The organism is Thermosyntropha lipolytica DSM 11003, from assembly GCF_900129805.1.
In the GTDB taxonomy this organism is placed as follows: domain Bacteria; phylum Bacillota; class Syntrophomonadia; order Syntrophomonadales; family Syntrophomonadaceae; genus Thermosyntropha; species Thermosyntropha lipolytica.
Genome location: NZ_FQWY01000012.1, coordinates 1 through 18,496, shown reverse-complemented (window position 1 = coordinate 18,496; position 18,496 = coordinate 1). Strand labels below are relative to the sequence as shown.

Below are 18,496 nucleotides of genomic sequence, written 5' to 3'. Positions count from 1 at the left end.
CCTTCCCTCAAGGAATTTTTAATATTATCCCCGGTAATTCCCTGAGAAATGAAAAAAAAGCCCAAGTAAAAAAAGGTAGCATGAGCTACCTTTTCCTCATCTTAAATTAATTAACTAATTAACTTTTCTTTTGGCATCTATAGTAACCAGCAAAGGCTTTTCTTTTTTCTCAATAACTTCTCTGGTTATCACCACTTTGGTTACATCAGCACGGGAAGGGACTTCATACATAACATCAAGCATAATATCCTCTATAATAGCCCTAAGCCCTCTAGCGCCGGTATTCCTTTTAAGAGCTTCCGTAGCCACTGCATCCAATGCATCCTCGGTAAACTCAAGCTCAACTCCATCCAGTTCAAACAGCTTTTTATACTGCTTTATAATAGCATTTCTGGGCTCGGTAAGAATTCTAATTAGGGCTTGTTTGTCCAGAGCATCAAGAGTAACTATTATGGGAACCCGGCCAACAAATTCTGGAATCAGTCCATAGCGCAAAAGATCCTGGGGCAGAATCATTTCCAAAATCTCACCGATTTTCTTTTCTTCCTTACTCTTTATATCTGCCCCAAAACCTATGCTCTTTTGCCCTATGCGCTGCTGAATAATTTTATCTATACCTTCAAAAGCTCCGCCACATATAAACAGGATATTAGTGGTATCAATCTGTATAAACTCCTGATGCGGATGTTTGCGCCCTCCCTGGGGTGGAACACTGGCAATAGTACCTTCCAGTATTTTAAGCAAAGCCTGCTGTACCCCTTCGCCTGATACGTCGCGGGTAATGCTGGGATTATCTGTTTTACGCGCTATTTTATCTATTTCATCGATATACACAATACCTTTTTCGGCCTTCTCTATATCATAATCAGCAGCCTGGATAAGTTTTAAGAGAATATTTTCCACATCTTCACCAACATATCCAGCTTCCGTAAGAGAAGTAGCATCAGCAATAGCAAAAGGCACATTCAATATTTTAGCCAAGGTCTGCGCCAAAAGAGTCTTTCCGCTGCCAGTTGGGCCCAAAAGCAAAATATTGCTTTTTTGCAGTTCAACATCATCTAATTTATTGCCCAAATTTATGCGTTTATAATGATTATAAACAGCTACCGCTAAAGCCTTTTTAGCCTTTTCCTGTCCGATTACGTATTCATCAAGTATAGCTTTTATTTCCTGAGGCCGCGGAATGTCTCCCAATTCAAAATCAAAATCATCAGCTAATTCTTCCTCAATTATTTCATTACAAAGCTCAATACACTCGTCACAAATATATACGCCAGGTCCTGCCACCAGTTTTTTTACCTGATCCTGACTTTTCCCGCAAAAAGAACATTTTAATTGGCCTCTGTCGTCCCCGTATTTATGCATAACTTCACCTCTTCTTTAAAAAAGCTATTTAGAACTAGCTTTTTTCGCTTTAGTTATCACCTCGTCGATGATACCATATTCTTTAGCTTCCTGAGCCGTCATGAAATAATCCCTTTCCGTATCCTGCTGTATCTTTTCTAATTTCTGCCCGGTTCTTTCGGCCAGGATACGATTCAAAGAATCTTTCATTTTTAATATCCGACGAGCATGGATTTCGATATCAGTTGCCTGACCCTGAGCCCCTCCTAAAGGCTGATGAATCATAATCTCAGCATTGGGGAGGGCATATCTTTTGCCCTTTTCCCCAGCTGCTAAAAGAAATGCCCCCATGCTGGCTGCCAGTCCTACACATATAGTACATACATCAGGCCTTATATACTGCATAGTATCATAAATAGCCATTCCCGCACTTATAGATCCACCTGGGCTATTTATATAAAGATATATATCTTTGTCTGGATCTTCTGCTTCCAAAAAAAGCAATTGGGCTATAACCAGGTTAGCTACGGTATCATCAATAGCACTTCCTAAAAATACTATGCGATCCTTAAGCAAACGCGAATAAATATCATAAGCTCTTTCTCCACGGTTCGTCTGTTCTACTACCATGGGAACAAGATAAGACATCTGCTCCACCCCTTTCCCAATGCCTACATTATAACCAATTATGCACCTGGCTTACAAACTATATTATTCTTTATATTATATTTTTTTTACTCAGATTTTTCTTCCTTTTCCTCAGCCTTTTTTACCTCTATATTTGCTTTGCTGATCAGATAATCGAAAGCTTTATCAACCTTAAGAGCATAAGCCATCCTTTCCCGCATACCCGCAAAAACTTCTTTGGCCTTTTCCAAATCCATTCCCATGTTTTCAGCCATTTCTCCTATTTCTTTATCTATTTCTTCATCGGTAACGGTAAAACCTTTTTCCTCAATAATTTTTTCCAAAATAAAGTTGGTTTTTACCCTTTTCTCAGCCTCCGGCCATATATCCTGAATAAATTCATCTTCGGTCATATTCATAGCATTAAAATAAGCCTGTAAATTAAGCCCTTGTGCATAAAGGTTGCGTTCAAATTCCTGCATCATCCTTCTGGCCTGATCCTCGACTACGGCCCTGGGCACTGCTATCTCACATACCTCTAAAAGCTTTTCTACGATTTCATTTTTCAGTATTTCTTTTTTCTGCCTTTCTACGGTTTCCTCCAATCTCTTTCTTATATCATCTTTTAATTCATCCAGGGTATTAAATTCACTTATTTCCTGAGCAAATTCATCATTTAATTCTTTTAACTTTTTCGTCTCCACTTTGTTTACCTTTACTACAAAGCGGGCTTCTTTCCCGGCTAAATCTTCAGCATGATAATCTTCCGGGAAAATCACATTTACTTCTACGGTATCTCCTGCTTTAGCACCTATCAGCTGCTCCTCAAAGCCAGGAATAAAAGTATTGGAACCTAATTCCAGAGGATAACCTTCTCCTTTGCCTCCTTTAAACGGTTCATCTCCTATAAACCCTTCAAAATCAATAACTACCGTATCTCCAGATGCAGCCGGTTCATCAACTTTAGTTACCAGTTCTGCATAACTAGCCCGTAAATTTTCCAGGCTTCTTTCCACTTCTTTTTCCGTCACTACCAGTTCAGGCACTTCTATCTCTAAGCCTTCTATATTACCCAGCTTCACTTCAGGTTTAACGGGAACAACCGCCTTAAAGGTAAACGGTTTTCCGGCTTCAATCTCCCCTATTTCAAAATCAGGTTCAGCAATAGGCTCAATATTCAATTCTTCCAATGCCTTTTCATAGGCCTCAGGAACTATATATTCCAGAGCATCCTGATAAAGAATTTCCTTGCCATAATAAGCTTCTAGAAGCGGTCTTGGCGCCTTACCTTTGCGAAATCCAGGAATAGAAACTTTTTTTACTATTTTACGATATGCATACTGCAGACCTTCTTCCAGCTTATCGGCATCTACTTCAATCTGTATACATGCCTCACTGTTTTCTATCTTTTCTAACCTAGCCTCCATTTATGCTCCTCCTAACTGATAAATATTTAAATATTGATAAAAGGCTTAGAGAATATAGAACCTTACAATTAAATAGCCCTCTTAAAGAATTTACCCTAATTTTATTAAAAACACAACACCTCGGCTTATGCCGAGGTATTTTTTTCTTTATGGAGCGGAAGACGGGATTCGAACCCGCGACCCTCGCCTTGGCAAGGCGATGCTCTACCACTGAGCCACTTCCGCACTCAATTGTCTCCTATATAAGAATATATAATTCCTACCCTTTTCGTCAAGAGCCTGCACAACATTTTTCTATTTTCCTTAATTTACAACCTGTAATCATTATTAAGCATTATTACCCTAACCAAACTTCTTTAATCATTTTAATCACTATACTAATAATTTAATTTCCCCCCTCTTCTTTTAAACATTCCATAAGCCGAGCTCCTAGCTTTAATAAAAATATGCCTTGCTTTACCTCCAGCTCTTCATCCTCCAGATCATCCTGCTTCAAAAGAGCCAAAGATATCTCAGGATACCGGTTAAAAAATTTCGCCAGATGTCTTATCATATAAGTTTCCAGGCGTTTAAGGCTTCCTAAACTCCCCCGATAATCGCGGAAAAAAATTACAATATCTTCCTCTTTAAATGCCCGGCGTATGTCGCGAATCAGCTTATTCTTATCTTTACCTGGGGGGGTAGTAAAAAAGATCTTGTTATTAACTACTATAACATATCCCCACTGGTAATTTTGATCCGGAGAAAATGTCAGCCACAGAAAAGAAGCATTATCGCCATATTCCTCTAATAGTTGAAATCTCTTATAGCTTTTAAGCTGTTTTAAAGCCTGATGGGGATTTATGACTTCTCCTACCTGCCAGGAAATCTCCAAAGGTTGATTAATCAAATTTAAAGTGTTCTGTTCCATCTCATCCAGGGCGGTTATGTAAGATTGCAAAATGACATTTCCCTTAGCTTTCAGATAATTAAAATCGCTCACATCATAAGGATTATACTCTTCCAGAAACATAGGAACCTTAGACATAAAATTTTCTGCCATTTCAGGCATTACTACAAAAACAGGTGAAAAAATCCAGTAACTATCTCCCAGAGGAAGCAACCGGGTTATACATATCATACCCGGAATTACCTGTTCTTTTCGCCTTTTATCCAGTACCCCATATATTCTATACTTCTCCCCGGTAAAAATATCTTCCAGCCATATCTCAGATAAATTTTTAATCTTAATCCAGTAAGCACTGACATAACTCATCATCATATTGAAAGCAGCTGTTCTTAAATAAGGCGGAAACATAGACGCATGCAGTTCCCAAAACGCATGGGCCAGGGTTCTATCATCTTCCCCGGCCAAATCAAGCAAAAAAGCTCGTTTCCAAAATTCCCTATAAGTGGCCTGGAAATCCTTATTCCAGAATTTGCGCTTTTCATTTACCAATTGATAAAATTTTTTTCTGCTTTCTTCTTCTCTCCTCTCTACATCTTTTTCTATAGAGTTTTTAAAAATCTGCATATGCATCCATACTTCCTCATAAGTCCTTATTTTATCCCCGGCATCCATTTCCTCAAAACGCGGGTATTGAGCAAGAGGACGGGAAAAATCAAGCGGATATTGAGTAAAATGGCGCACTATCTCTTCGGAATTTTTTCTTATCAGGCTGCTGGCCACGCCAAATCTTTTTCCTACTTTAGAAAAATAGATCTTTTCCCCTGACAGCTCGCTATAAGCATATTCCAAAGCCGCCATCCACCATTCCGGCTTATAAATAGTTGGCTTAAAAATACTGGAAAATTCATTCCACATAAAAATCAGCCATGCCAGTTTAGTTCTCTTTTCAGGAAGGCTATAATACATCTGGTAAAAAGCTGCTGCTATCTGGCGATAAAGCTCATTAAGCCAGGTATAAGCGGACACATAAGGAGTAACCTCCTGGCGGGTTCTAAATTTTCCTACCCTTATCGCCAGCGTTTCTCCATCAGTTATTCCTCTAGGTACCTTACTTTTAGCCAGCTTAAGTTTTTTCCTTATGACATCAGCAGAAATATAATACTCTCCTAGAATCCTGGCTTTAATCTCGTTCAATTCTAATTCATCCAAAACCTGTTCCAGCAATACCCGTCCCTGCATACTATTAACAGCTTGCAGAGGAGTCATACCATCGAGTTCGCGTTTAGGAGTATTAAGCCAATTTTCCAAATATTTATCCTGCATTATTTGCCCCAATATTTCTTCGGCTTCTTCCCTATCCGTAAAATTGAAACCTTCGCTCCATTCCCCTGTCCAACCAAAATGGCAAATAATCTGGTTTATTTTATCTGTAATCAAATCCAAATAGTTTTTGCTCTCGGTAACTATTACCAATAAACTACTGCCTACATAAATTCTTTTAAAACTATTATCACCTTTTGCAACAGTCAGCTTTACATACTTACGGTCTTTTTCCAATACCAAAAAACCCTGCTTCTTTAAGCATCTTATCCAATCCTCTTTATTACCCTTTTTCCATATAAAGCTCCGGCTTTTCAGGCTGTTTTCTCTTATTCCCAGGCTTAAATCTATCACCAAACCGCACAAAACTTCGGCATATTCCCAGAGAAAAAGTTCCATATCACCAACCTGTTCATTTATGCGGCGTGAGTTTATTTCTTCACATAAAAACTCTTTATTCTCCCCAGGGATAATTACCGTTTTCCCAGCCGCTATTACCGAATTATTTATCCTAACCAATCTTAAAAGTAAAAGGTCTCCTTCCTCTACTGCTTTAGTTACATCCCCAAAATTTCTCTCTACCACAAAAGTTTTATCACAAAAAATATCCCTTAGTCCCACAGCATTATTTCTGATCCACTCTACCTGGTAAACAGATAGATAAGACCTCTTTAAAGCCTTTAAAATCTCTTTCATCTTTTCATCCAATTTGTCCTCATATTCCACAAAATAAAAATCAATAATAGGAGATACATCCCGGTAAAATCTGTAATTAGTCAGATACCATAACCAGAAGACCTGCTGCATCTTTTCATCTATTTCCCCTGCCTGAGTATAGGACATAAATTTATCCCGGGCGTTTTTTTCCCAGTTATAATAATAACTTTTAGCATAGATAGTAAGATTATTTATGGCTTTCTCCAGATATTTTCCATACTGGTTTTTCTTGCCTAAAGGAAAATGTATTACCAAACACTCATTAACCAAACATCGCTGTTCAGCATATTCTTTATTATCACTATATACACGGGCATCCGGTCCATCTATTCTGGTCATGCAAGACCCCCCCATACTCCTCCCTCATTTTATGACACTACAAAATTGTTATAACAAAATGATATAATATTCTATTATCATAATAACAAATTTTATAATGATTTGTATATTTATTTAGGAAAAAACTAAAAGGGGTTCTGGTATCCCCCTTTTCATTCTCCTATTTAATAATTTTTTTGTATAAATCACTTGTAACATACCCACTACCGGGAAAAAGTTCTTTAAGCTGAAGTAGCATCTCCCTGGCCCTATCCAGATCTCCTCTTTTATAATATAGAGCAGCCAGATAATAAAGGCTCTCATCATGATAATTAGAATGAGGAAATAAATTTATATATTCAATATAATACTTTTCAGCCCTATCATAATCTCCCTGTAGATAATAAACCCGAGCCAAATAATACAGAGCTTCCCGATTTATATAGCTATGCGACTTCATAGCCACAGCGTTCTCTAAATGCCAGGCAGCATTTTGCCAGTCCCTTTTTCTATAGGCCTTAAATCCTTCCCTATAATAATACATCTCGGCATCTTTATCGTAACATACTGCTCCTTCTTCCTTTATTTCGGCAAGTTTATCCTCATCCATCATACTCAAAACAGGTAGCGCTTCTTCTTTTTGGTCCCCTTTACTGCTGATAACCGTCCCCACTTCAGAAACTTCTTTTACCTTCGGTCTTATTAAATCATGGCTGTTAACAGCTGTAACTATCTGCCAGCTCAAAACGAGAGCAGCCATCCCTGAAAATGCCCAAACGGCTTTACTTTTACTAAAAGGCCATACTAAAGAAGGAACAAGAGAAATCTCCTTTTCTCCACCAGATGCACAATTTAACAGCAAACTTTCCCTTTCCTTCAAGGTTTGCGTAATAAAACCATGCAGCTCCTCATTATTCCTGTCCCTTTTCAGTCCTTGCCTCCATACCTTAAGCGCTTCATCAAGTTTGCCCATTTCTTTATAACACACACCCAAAAATTTGTATACACTAACAAAATTATCATTTTCCTCCAGCAGTTCATGTAAAATAGCCCCTGCTTCTTCGTATTCCCTAAACTTAAGCAAAGCCAGAGCTTTATAATAACGTTTAAGCCAGAACTTAAAAGCCGGATTCCTAACCTTTTTTAAATTGCTCCGGGCAATTTTATTAGCAGGGTCAAATTTTAAAACCTCATCCCAGTAAGATTCAGCCTCTGCAAATTCCCCCAACACATAACAACAATCAGCCATAAGATTAAGCATCATTACATCCCTGGCATCAGCCAGCAAAACTTCTCTTATTTTTTTCATCGCCCCGCTTATATCCTGCTGGCTAAGCATCTCTAAAATCTGACGACGTTTTACTTCCATTCCCCCATCAGCATTACTGTACACCACTAAAATTACACCACCCTTGTCCTGCCGTTTTCATAATTATTTCCACAAGGGTGGTGTAAATTCCTTCCATTTATTTATTTATTTTCTAATTGCTTCCAGAATCTTATCTATCCCAGCTATAACTTGCCCGGAAACCTTGTTCATTTCCTCTATTCTGGATACCGCCTCGTTTTTGCGCCCTTCATTATTTAATCTTACCGCTTCTTTAGCAAGAGCATGCAGCTCTTTATGCGGTTTATCCACATATTCATTAAATACTTTAAGCACTTTTTCATCCTGCACATTTCTGATCCATCTGCCTAACCGGCACTGTTCATGGTTAAATATAGTCTCCGGATCTATATAAAGGTCGTGTTCAACTATAAATTCATGTTTTTTTACAAAACCCAGGTGATCCTGTTTTACCTGATCAAGAACTACTTCAGCCGGCAGCTTATACTGAGCCAGTATCGCCCGCAAACGATCAGATATATTATTAGTATCCTCGATGACTTTAATAAGCTCTTCAAAATCACCTATGCGGTTTTCGGTTTCTTTAATCTGTCCCTCTAAAGCAGAAATGAGCATGGTTACCGCAGCACTAACTTCATTTACCACCGCAGAAATCTCTTCAGAAGAAGCACTCTGCTCTTCTACTGCACTGCTTATCTCAAGTATGCTGGCTTCAACTGCAACAATATTATTAACTATATTCTCCAAGCTTTTTACTACGGTCTCAGTTATCCGGCCGCTTTCCGCCACTGCCGAACCTACGGATTCAATTTCCCCGGCAAAACTGTTAATATTAGCCTGCACCCGCTCGATAAGGCTGCTTATCTGCTTGGTATAGCCTGCTGTTTCCTCGGCCAGTTTCCGAATTTCCTCGGCTACTACGGCAAATCCCCGGCCATGTTCTCCCGCCCTGGCCGATTCGATAGCCGCGTTCAGAGCTAAAAGGTTAGTCTGTTCAGACACCGCCATGATAGTACTGGTAATCTGCCCGATATCATTAGATATGGCCGTAAGCTCCCTCACTTTTTCTACGGCTCTGCCTGCTCTCTCTCCAAGCAGACTCATCACTTCTTTTATCTGCTCAATTTCTTCTTTTCCCTTACGCGCATCATCAGCTAAGACTACATAAGTTTCCTGCAGGTTCTGGGTCTGCTTGGCCACCATCTGGGAAGCGCCGGCAATCTCCTCTACCCCGGCATCGGCTTCGCGCAGATTTTCCCCCGCTTCCTTAAGCCTTCTTCCTATGCCTTCTAACTCGTCTATGCTGTTTTTAAGTTTAAAAACAGCCGATGCTGCTACATCATTCATAAAATAGGCATTGGTAGTAAGGCTAGAAGTATTATGGAAAAGTTCATAGAAGACATTTTTTATCTTTTCCAGCAGCCTGGAAAAATCCCTGGCAATTAAACCAATTTCATTTTTGGAAGCGATATCTACAACTCTGGTCAGGTCGCCTTCACTGACTTCTCTTATCACTTCTTTCAAAGGAGCAACATGTTTAAGGGCATTATGTAAAACTATATAAGCAGCCAGACAGAGAATAGCCAAACCGGCTATTATAATCAGCAAGGCCCGATGTTTAGCTTTGGCTTCGGCTGCCATAAAAGCCTCGCGGGGCACTTCCCCCTGGGCAAAAGCTATTACCTTTCCCTCGGCATCTTTAATCGGAACTAAAGTCAAAATATATCTCTTATCAGAACTCAGGCGATAAAAGGCTTCTCCTTTACCTATCTCATTTACATCTTCTTCCGTAAGGCTTACCCTTGCTTCTCCATTCTGCCACAAAACCTGGCCATCAGCCTTTTTTAAAACATATATGCCATCAAGCTCAGCTAACCTTTCCCCTATTTCTTTTTCCAAAGACATGCCTATTTCAAAAACGCCGATAAACCGGTCATTATGATATACAGGATTTATACAGCGTATGCCGTAACCTGCTACTCCTTCTTCCAGTGCCACTACCTGCTCTTTATTCCTTATCGCCTGCATAAGAGCCGGGCGAAAGCTTAAGTCATCCCCATATTTTTCCGGCATATGCGCCCGGTAAAAAGAACGCCCGTTTTCATCTATAAACTGCAGCTGGGCTACGGCATGTTTTTCCTGCCATCTCTTATAGATAGGATCAACCACTTTTTTCAACCCTTCCCTGTCCCTGGCGGCAAAAGCTGTTATAATATCTTCATGCGCAGCCAGAGAATCAGAAAGCAAAACTGCCTCCTCCTTGGCTCTTTCCACACTTGCCGCGGTGGTGGCTATAATTTTCTTAGCATACTCATCTTCAAAATCCTTGATGAGCAGTTTCTGTAAAGCCAGGTTATTCCAGTAAAATACCGAAAAAATAACTACATTAAATAAAATCAGGTAAAATATAATCCTTACTTTTATACTGTTTTTAATTTTAAATCTTGCCATCCCCCATCAACCCTCCTGGAATACAAAGCATTAATTTTCCATCTAATTTTAACATATGTTCAGATACATTTGACATTATATTAGTGTAAAATTAATATTTAGCAATTCTTAAATATGCAGCCGAAAAAACACAGACACATAATTCAAGAAAGCAGGTGGGAATTTGCAATTAACTGTCAAAAACATGCTCGATATGTTTGCTGACTTTAAAGTTATTGCCGGCAGGAGGGGAATCTACCGCCAGATAACTACGGTGAGCGTCATAGATGCCCCGGACATACATGAATGGCTGAAAGGCGGAGAATTTTTGATAACTACGGGATATATAATGCGCGATAACACTTTAAAATTCGCTGTCTAGTAATAGAACAGAGAAAATGTCCCATGTCTCGCAGGATAGAAGCTAAGTCTTTTCCTGTAAATAGATAACATGGGGGTTGATAGAATAGTGAAAAATGTCCTTTTGGGGATCCACGGATATTTCAACATAATCAAAGACCAAAAGAACCTTAATTTCTTGGGTTGTAAAGACCACGCTCATATCTTCCATACTGACCGTCCGGGGATAGTTATTCTCATCCGGCGGATATTTCTTAATTATGTGCTTAATATAATCTTTCATATCCTCCTTTAGAATCTCCTTATCATTTAACACTATCCTTAGAGTGGGAAGACCATAAGGAGGATTAACCAGCCAGTAAATTCTGTATAAACCGCGTTCGCTTTCTACGGTTGCCGGTTTGCTCGTCAGATCGTAGCCCTCCAAGACGGTGACTGCCCATTTATACTGGCTGATATCAACGGCCCCCAGCGGTCTCTGCAGGACAATGGCTGGGTAAGGTATTCCTCTATCCTGGCCACTGATTTGAGGCCACGCTTGTTCAAATCCCAGTTTGGTTTTGAAGGTTTCCGGGTTAATCAGATTCCGATCCAACCAAGGCGGAAGCTCGGCCTCTGAAGATGAAACCAGAAAAACCAAAGCATCGGTTATCGCCTCCCGGACTGCTAATTCCGGCTCCTTAACTGCCGCCACCAGCTTGCCGTCAGTAAGCATCCCCTGGCTGACGAGCAGGCTCTCCAGCCGATTAACTTGCCACTTAACAGACAAGTCGTGGTAACCAACCATGGGAAGAACAGATATTAATGCCAATATGCAGGCGAGTTCGGCTATAAAGCGGTGTCCTTTATCCTTCTTCACTATCAAGATAATAGCGGCACATACCGACAGTATCCAGATCATACCGAACCAGTACTCGGTGGTTTTAAGACCCCAGTGGCCAAGCTGGATCCAGAAGGCCCGGGCTTCAAAAGCCAGGATTATCAGAGCTGCATAAGGGAAAAACCGACGGTAAAAGCCAGCAAGGCTTGATTCATGATGGGTCACCATGATGTGCAACAGGAGTCCACCTAAGGCATAAGTAGTGGCAATGGACGAAAGCTGGGTAAAAGAAACCTCGACCCCGGTTATTAAAGATTTAACCGTCCACAGCAAAAGAACCAAGGTCATAGCCAGCATAAGCGGGATTAAGATGGAAGAAAAGAGCACTTCCACAAAGCGCGGCTGTTTCTCAGCTTCCTGGCGGCGAAAATCCATTTCATCCTTGGTAAAGTCAGGAAAGTAGCCGACAAAAATCGCAAAGCTAATAAAACCGCTTATAGTCGCCAGGTACAGGTAAACCTTCTCGCTCATTTGGCTATACAATAAGACCTGTACAGCTCCAGCCACAGCGGAAAGTCCGGCCATAATGGTTCCCCCATAGATAAGGGCGATAAAAAAAGCCTTTAGGATCATAAACAAAGATTTCGCCAAATCTGAACCGACTTTCTGATCCCCCGCCAGCACCACAAATCCCAGAAAACATATTAGCATAGCAGCAGTTACCCGTGCCGCTGCCAGTTCAGATAGTACCGGATAGTTATAGAAATCAGTAAGGAGAGGATCAACTCTGCCGCAATAATAAAGCAAAAAGAACGTAACCAGAGGAACTAACAAACCCAAGCCATTGGCCACCATAAACATTTTATGGCTTTTATAAATCCTCTGAGCTGCGGTTATGGCAGTCAGGCTAAATACTGCTCCTAAAGCCAGGGAAAGATGAAGACAGTTGAAAAGAAAATTATATAACTCTTGTTGCGGCCAATCAATATTTATCCTTATGATAGTCACTATGGCAAAGGCCAAAGCATTTACCATGGCCGCCGGAAAACTTTTAAAAGCATTCAAGGCATCTTTGGTTAATTGAATTACCCTTCCCCATAAACCTTCCAAAAAATCACCCTCTAGTTCCTTTTCTCCAATTAATTCTAGAGTTTTTTGCCTTCCTCCTTGGCCCTTTATTTCATCAAGGCTTTTTTAGATAAAAAAAAATGGTGGGCGATACAGGATTCGAACCTGTGACTTCTTCCGTGTGAAGGAAGCACTCTCCCGCTGAGTTAATCGCCCCCAACTGTTTATGTATTTTCTTGCTCATATGATAATACCGTTGCCGGTTAATTGTCAACTTCAGCAGCTAGTATAATGAGCAGATGATCAAGGCAGCTTTAGACAGCATGAGTCTAATGAGCTACCGGAGGATCCCCGGTTTGGACCATATGCCCTTTAATGACAAAATTAAGATTATTTAAAAACAGCAGTAATGGTAGTAAAAAATTTCCCCTATTTCGTAATCGTACACTGCATTACCGTACTATGGACATAAAAAAAGTAGCAGGTATTTGCTCCTCACCTGCTACCTTAACTATCCTAAAGAAACTAGCTACATAATGGTCGGGGCGACAGGACTTGAACCTGCGGCCTTCTGATCCCAAATCAGACGCGCTCCCAAACTGCGCCACGCCCCGAACAGCGTAAATATATTATCATTTTAAGCTGATTTTTGTCAAGGCAAATAACTCATCAATTTTTAGGCGGCTGCCATACTTCCCATACCTTGCCGGCCAAAGCAGTAGAAGGCTTTAAGGTAGCCTGTCCTTCTTGCCATCCGGAGGGCATAACTTCACCTGTATTCCTGTTATGCTGGAAAGCCTTTATCTGTCTTAACAGCTCTTCGGGATTTCTGCCTACCGGGGGAGCTAAAATTTCCGCTGCTTGAATTACTCCATCCGGGTCAATCAAAAACCTTCCCCTTATATCTACTCCGGCTTCTTCATCATATACACCATATAAACTCCCTATCTTGCCTCCGCGATCTGATAACATGGGAAAAGGTATACCACCATCTACCATTTTCGCAAGCTCAGTTTCATTCCAAACCTTGTGAGAAAATACACTGTCTACACTCACAGCCAGAACTTCGACCCCTAGAGCTTGCAATTTATCATAGCTTACAGCTATGTGTGAAAGCTCCGTAGGTCATACAAAAGTAAAATCCCCGGGATAAAAACAAAGCACTACCCACTTGCCCCGATAATCGGACAATTTCACCTTAGTAATTTTCCCCTGATAAAAAGCATCGGCTTCAAAATCAGGAGCTTTTCTCGTTACCAGCATACAGACCCTCCTTTTTGCAAATTTTTCTATATAACTTAATTTTATCATTTTTTAGACAACAACAATATAAACCCCCTAAAAATCGGCACTAAATAACTTATAAACATTTATAAAATAACCAAAATTTATAATTATATAAACATCTCCGGGCTATCCAAAATCTGTAAACAACAAAAATCCACAAAAACATTAAAAACTACCAGGGCGCCAGCACACATATTTGCTTGTATTTTATTTTCCAGAATATTATAATTTTTATATGAAAAATTTTTACTTTATAAACAAAAGGAGGTTCTTGTATGGCATACCAGCTCCCCCCTCTGCCTTATGCAGCAGACGCATTAGAACCGGTTATATCCCGCGAAACTATTGAATACCACTACGGCAAACATCATCAAACTTATGTAAATAACCTGAACAATCTCATCAAAGATACCCCCATGGAAAACCTAACCCTAGAAGAAATAGTCCTGCGCTCTTCAGGAACTATATTCAATAACGCCGCCCAGGTATTTAACCATAATTTCTACTGGAACTGTCTGACTCCTAACGGCAAAGGCCAGCCTTCCGGAGCTCTGGCTGAAGCCATATGCCAGCAGTGGGGAGATTTTGCCAAGTTTAAAGAAGAGTTTAGCAAAGCTGCCATTTCCCTTTTCGGTTCGGGCTGGACCTGGCTGGTTAAGGATGAGCAAGGAAAGCTCTCCATCGAAAACACCAGCAATGCCGACACCCCTATCTTGAGAGGTAAAAAGCCGCTTTTGACTTTCGATGTGTGGGAACATGCCTATTATATAGACTACCGCAACGCACGGGCTACCTATGTAGAAAAGCTATGGGATATAATAAACTGGGATTTTGTAGAATCCAACTTTTAAAAAAAGAAAGGGGGGCACCAGATTTGTCCCCCTTGGCTATTCCTTATTCAGCATCCAGAAGATAGAGGTCATCTCCCCAGTAAAGATGGCGAAGTCCAATCTTCTGATCTTTTCCTTTTGCTTGACGGAAATATTCAGATATATAAACATCTACACCGTCAATAGTATCCAAAACAAATTTCTCCCTTTCCTGAGGCCTGCCCAATTTCACGGACCTCATAGGCTGAGGAGGAGCTCAAGAACAAGGCTGATATATGATATCTATCACTACTTCCCCTCCGTTATTTAATATAAAAGCACGCGCTTCTTCTTCTATCCCTACTATATTAATAATTCCACCTCCTCTCTGGGGGTTAAAAGCTTTTTGTTATATAATTTAATAGACAGGTTTGCTCCTGTCAAAAGCTAACCTCGATTTTCCGGGGTTTTAACAAACCCCAAAAAAATTTTAAAATTTCTCTTGCATTCATATTGGAAACATAGTATAATACTTTTCGCGGGCGGGTGTAGCTCAATGGTAGAGCCCCAGCCTTCCAAGCTGGTTGCGAGGGTTCGATTCCCTTCACCCGCTCCATTTTTATGTCCCTGTAGCTCAGCTGGATAGAGCAACGGACTTCTAATCCGTAGGTCGGGGGTTCGAATCCTCCCGGGGACGCCATTTGTGGTGGATGTAGCTCAGCTGGTCAGAGCACCAGATTGTGGCTCTGGGGGTCGTGGGTTCGAGTCCCATCATCCACCCCATAATTACCCTTGACAACCCCGGACGAAAATTGATATAATTCGTACCGTTGGGGTGTAGCCAAGCGGTAAGGCAACGGACTTTGACTCCGTCATTCGTTGGTTCGAATCCAGCCACCCCAGCCAGTTTGATACATGGGTCATTAGCTCAGTTGGCAGAGCACCTGACTTTTAATCAGGGTGTCCCGCGTTCGAGTCGCGGATGACCCACCATCTTAAGAAAAATAATTTCCTCCGCTGTAAGCGGAGGTTTTTGTATTTCAGGAACAATTTTCTATTTCCTGCAGCAGTTTAATATATTGGTCTATTTCCCATTCCGGCCGGTATTTTGCCCGGACTAGCTCTTTCGCATTTTTTCCCATTCTCTCCTTTTCCTCAGGATTCTCCACGAAAAAGGCAGCTGCTCTAGCTAGTTCATCAAGGTTTTTTACATACAACCCCTCTTTTTTATCTTCGATTACCCCCAGATTACCTGGTACGGCTGTCAATATAGCCGGCTTGCCAAGTCCCATAGCTTCTAAAGCCGCCTGCGGCTGTCCCTCAGATAAAGAACAGTTTATAACTACATCGCTTAAAGCCAAGTAATCACCTATTTTTTCATGCTCAATTTCCCCTAAATACCTTATCCAGCTATATTCTTTTACAGCCTTTAAAACCTCTTTCCCATAATCCTCATCTATCAGAGGACCTAATATAACCAACCTTATTTGCGGATAGGATAAATAAACCTTGTGCAGGGCTTTTACTGCCAGCATAATATTTTTTACCGGCCTTATTCCACTAGGTAGAATAAAAACTATTTCTTTTTCCTCCCATCCTAAATCTCTTCTGGTTTTTCCCTCAACAAGAGGAATTTTTACTCCCTGGGGAATAATACGAATCTTTTCTTTAAGATCTGGATAAACCTTGCTTAAACCGTGGGCAAAATAAGCTTGAAAAACTACAATATAAGAAGCCCAGCTTAATACCGGGTAAAAAGTATACCCTCTATCCTCATTTATATCGGTTCCGGTAAGGGTAAGTAAAAGAGGCAACTTTTTTAATTCCGGCATCCTTTCTAAAGCATTCATCATATAACGGGCATTGAACCCATGTAAAACAGCCAGATTATTGGTATTTTTCAAAATATCCCTTATTTTAAAAATCCACTCCGTATCATCCAGAGAAACGAGATAAGCTTTAACTCCTCTACCCCTATATCCCGCCCACAATCGGGAAGCAGTGATCTTATTACCTCTCTGCTGACTATAAAAAGGGGTCAAAAGAATCACTTCTTTACCCAAACCTTTATATTTTTTAAGCATATATTCCTCCCTTAAAAACATCATGGCATAAGTATACAGGCATAAACCTTATAAAATAACGTAAAAAAGCCGTCCAGGCAAATATTCCCGGGCGGCTTTTTTTATCTTATTTAAGCCAGATTAGCTAAATTATGAGCCATGCGATCAAGTTCTTCGGCCATAGCTTCTAACTGCTCTATATTAGCAAAAACTGATTGGGTTAAGTCGGCCTGTTTTTGTACTACCTGGGCCGCAGCTGTAACCCCTTTAGTAATTTTCTTCACCGAATCTTCTATATTACCTAATATACTGGAAATCCTCTGCACCGAAGCCGAGCTATTTTCAGCCAATTTACGCACCTCATCGGCTACAACAGCAAAGCCTTTGCCATGTTCGCCGCTTCTGGCCGCCTCGATAGCGGCATTAAAACCTAAAAGCTTGGTCTGTTTGGCTGTATTGTTTATTATGTTGAGCACTTCCCCGGTTTCTCCTAAATGAGTAGAAGCCAGATTGCCCAGTTCAAGCAGAGTCTGTCCGCCACTGGCTACTTCCTGGGCAAAATTGGCCACTTCTTCTACTATCCGGCTCACATTCTGCATAGTAGCCGTCATCTCTGAAGCCATATCCGCCAATTTTTGCGCTTCAGCATGCAGTTTCCTTATCATCTCTTCCCGGGCCTCTACCATAGTCATCATAAGATCAGCTCCATGCGAATCAACTACAGCTACATTTTCTTTTTTATTTTCATATATAATCTGCTGTACTTTGGAACTACCCGTAGCTTCAACAATAACATTCACTCCAGCTAAATTAAGTATACGATTTATATCTGTATAAAAAGGGATTCCCTTTTCCCGTGCCAACACAGCTCCCGGAGCCCTATCATTTACATCACATACTCCCAGTACCTTCACCTGTTCAATCCCTTGCAGAGCTTTTAAAACCGAAGTTCCCCCGGCTCCTAATCCGACAATTGCCACATTAATCATTTACCATCCACCCCCTGGCAATATTTTAACTATTTTTCCACAGCTTAACCTGCCGTCCCAACTTTTATATACATTATAACAAAGATTCAAACACAAAATAGGATAATCTTTATATTTTTAAAAATTAATTTAATATAAATCTACCATCCGGTTAAACTAGGTACAAAGGAGGTGAGGAAATATCGAAAAAGACCATAACTCCCGCAAAAGAGTAGCTTATCTGCAGGACATAATCTGCAACAACCCACTTATAAAAGATTCGCTGGACAGCAATTACTACCAGATTATAGATCAAAACAGCGATTTAGAAGATTTAACCTAAAAAACGCGTACAGAAGGAGGTTAAAAACTTCCTTCTGTTTTTATTAAGCAGGTAAATGCCATAATAAATAGAATTATATAAATAACTCAAGTTTCGCATCCAGAAAACCCTGCTCAAACAGCAATAAATCGGGGGTAACTGAGCAAAAAAATTGTTGTTGACAATAAAAAACGCCTTGTTCTGCGATGAGGTACAGGATATTGACTACCAGACCGCCATACGGTATCTTTTGCTTTTTATTGCCGAACTGCGCAAAAAAATTTCCCAGGATTTATACGCAGAAATTTTGTGTCAAGTTCGATATTGGATTGCTGGTCAACCAGCATACATTAGGGCTTTGATGCCTGTTTTAAACTGC

Annotated in this window: 13 protein-coding genes, 8 tRNA genes and 1 pseudogene; 8 read left to right on the top strand and 14 right to left on the bottom strand. The window is 40.4% G+C overall.

The window, feature by feature from the left end; translation table 11 throughout:
• Nucleotides 1–114: 114 nt before the first annotated feature.
• The 7 genes from clpX to BUB92_RS04725 all read right to left on the bottom strand — a co-directional run bounded on the left by clpX (nt 115) and on the right by BUB92_RS04725 (nt 10,441).
• Nucleotides 115–1,365, bottom strand: a complete 1,251-nt coding sequence (clpX, locus tag BUB92_RS04755) for an ATP-dependent protease ATP-binding subunit ClpX (protein ID WP_073090805.1) — start codon at nt 1,363–1,365, stop codon at nt 115–117.
• A gap of 24 nt (nt 1,366–1,389) precedes the next feature.
• On the bottom strand, nt 1,390–1,992 hold the full coding sequence (gene clpP / locus BUB92_RS04750) for an ATP-dependent Clp endopeptidase proteolytic subunit ClpP (protein WP_073090802.1): 603 nt from the start codon (nt 1,990–1,992) through the stop codon (nt 1,390–1,392).
• 86 nt (nt 1,993–2,078) lie between these two features.
• A complete protein-coding gene (tig, locus tag BUB92_RS04745) occupies nt 2,079–3,398 on the bottom strand; it encodes a trigger factor (protein ID WP_073090799.1) in 1,320 nt (439 codons plus the stop codon).
• Between the two features lie 150 nt (nt 3,399–3,548).
• Nucleotides 3,549–3,623 (bottom strand) — tRNA-Gly (locus BUB92_RS04740).
• Between the two features lie 160 nt (nt 3,624–3,783).
• A complete protein-coding gene (locus BUB92_RS04735) occupies nt 3,784–6,663 on the bottom strand; it encodes an MbcA/ParS/Xre antitoxin family protein (protein ID WP_073090796.1) in 2,880 nt (959 codons plus the stop codon).
• A gap of 160 nt (nt 6,664–6,823) precedes the next feature.
• Nucleotides 6,824–8,038: a tetratricopeptide repeat protein gene (locus BUB92_RS04730; protein WP_073090794.1), complete on the bottom strand. Its 1,215-nt coding sequence runs from the start codon at nt 8,036–8,038 to the stop codon at nt 6,824–6,826.
• Between the two features lie 78 nt (nt 8,039–8,116).
• Nucleotides 8,117–10,441 (bottom strand): methyl-accepting chemotaxis protein, encoded by a 2,325-nt coding sequence (locus tag BUB92_RS04725; protein ID WP_073090791.1) that lies wholly within the window; start codon nt 10,439–10,441, stop codon nt 8,117–8,119.
• A 163-nt stretch (nt 10,442–10,604) separates the two neighbouring features.
• Between BUB92_RS04725 and BUB92_RS04720 the strand changes: the two genes are divergently transcribed.
• Nucleotides 10,605–10,802 (top strand): PucR family transcriptional regulator ligand-binding domain-containing protein, encoded by a 198-nt coding sequence (locus BUB92_RS04720; RefSeq protein WP_084728332.1) that lies wholly within the window; start codon nt 10,605–10,607, stop codon nt 10,800–10,802.
• Nucleotides 10,803–10,844: 42 nt separating this feature from the next.
• Here the strand turns inward: BUB92_RS04720 and BUB92_RS04715 are convergent, their stop codons facing one another.
• The 4 genes from BUB92_RS04715 to prxU form a co-directional block, all read right to left on the bottom strand.
• Complete coding sequence (locus BUB92_RS04715; protein WP_073090788.1) at nt 10,845–12,710, bottom strand: DUF4153 domain-containing protein; 1,866 nt, start codon at nt 12,708–12,710, stop codon at nt 10,845–10,847.
• 99 nt (nt 12,711–12,809) lie between these two features.
• A tRNA-Val gene (locus BUB92_RS04710) sits at nt 12,810–12,884 on the bottom strand.
• Between the two features lie 321 nt (nt 12,885–13,205).
• Nucleotides 13,206–13,282: transfer RNA gene (locus BUB92_RS04705), tRNA-Pro, on the bottom strand.
• A gap of 55 nt (nt 13,283–13,337) precedes the next feature.
• Nucleotides 13,338–13,931, bottom strand: a complete 594-nt coding sequence (prxU, locus tag BUB92_RS04700) for a thioredoxin-dependent peroxiredoxin (RefSeq protein WP_143156863.1) — start codon at nt 13,929–13,931, stop codon at nt 13,338–13,340.
• Nucleotides 13,932–14,230: 299 nt separating this feature from the next.
• Between prxU and BUB92_RS04690 the strand changes: the two genes are divergently transcribed.
• Nucleotides 14,231–14,806 carry a superoxide dismutase gene (locus BUB92_RS04690; protein WP_073090781.1) on the top strand — a complete coding sequence of 192 codons (576 nt, stop codon included), beginning with the start codon at nt 14,231–14,233 and terminating at the stop codon, nt 14,804–14,806.
• A gap of 43 nt (nt 14,807–14,849) precedes the next feature.
• On the opposite strand, the gene BUB92_RS11945 is transcribed toward BUB92_RS04690, so the two are convergent.
• Nucleotides 14,850–14,978, bottom strand: a complete 129-nt coding sequence (locus BUB92_RS11945) for a hypothetical protein (RefSeq protein WP_278280497.1) — start codon at nt 14,976–14,978, stop codon at nt 14,850–14,852.
• Nucleotides 14,979–15,306: 328 nt separating this feature from the next.
• On the opposite strand from BUB92_RS11945, the gene BUB92_RS04685 reads away from it, so the two are divergent.
• From BUB92_RS04685 to BUB92_RS04665, 5 genes are all read left to right on the top strand, one after another.
• A tRNA-Gly gene (locus BUB92_RS04685) sits at nt 15,307–15,380 on the top strand.
• Nucleotides 15,381–15,387: 7 nt separating this feature from the next.
• Nucleotides 15,388–15,464, top strand: a tRNA-Arg gene (locus tag BUB92_RS04680).
• A 6-nt stretch (nt 15,465–15,470) separates the two neighbouring features.
• Nucleotides 15,471–15,547: transfer RNA gene (locus tag BUB92_RS04675), tRNA-His, on the top strand.
• A gap of 48 nt (nt 15,548–15,595) precedes the next feature.
• Nucleotides 15,596–15,670 (top strand) — tRNA-Gln (locus BUB92_RS04670).
• 11 nt (nt 15,671–15,681) lie between these two features.
• Nucleotides 15,682–15,757 (top strand) — tRNA-Lys (locus tag BUB92_RS04665).
• A gap of 47 nt (nt 15,758–15,804) precedes the next feature.
• Here BUB92_RS04665 and BUB92_RS04660 read toward each other — a convergent pair.
• Together BUB92_RS04660 and BUB92_RS04655 are read right to left on the bottom strand one after the other, a co-directional pair.
• On the bottom strand, nt 15,805–16,848 hold the full coding sequence (locus BUB92_RS04660; RefSeq protein WP_073090778.1) for a glycosyltransferase: 1,044 nt from the start codon (nt 16,846–16,848) through the stop codon (nt 15,805–15,807).
• A 110-nt stretch (nt 16,849–16,958) separates the two neighbouring features.
• On the bottom strand, nt 16,959–17,816 hold the full coding sequence (locus tag BUB92_RS04655; protein WP_073090775.1) for a methyl-accepting chemotaxis protein: 858 nt from the start codon (nt 17,814–17,816) through the stop codon (nt 16,959–16,961).
• 479 nt (nt 17,817–18,295) lie between these two features.
• Between BUB92_RS04655 and BUB92_RS04650 the strand changes: the two are divergent.
• Nucleotides 18,296–18,496 (top strand): annotated as a pseudogene (locus BUB92_RS04650) (hypothetical protein); the annotation flags it as partial.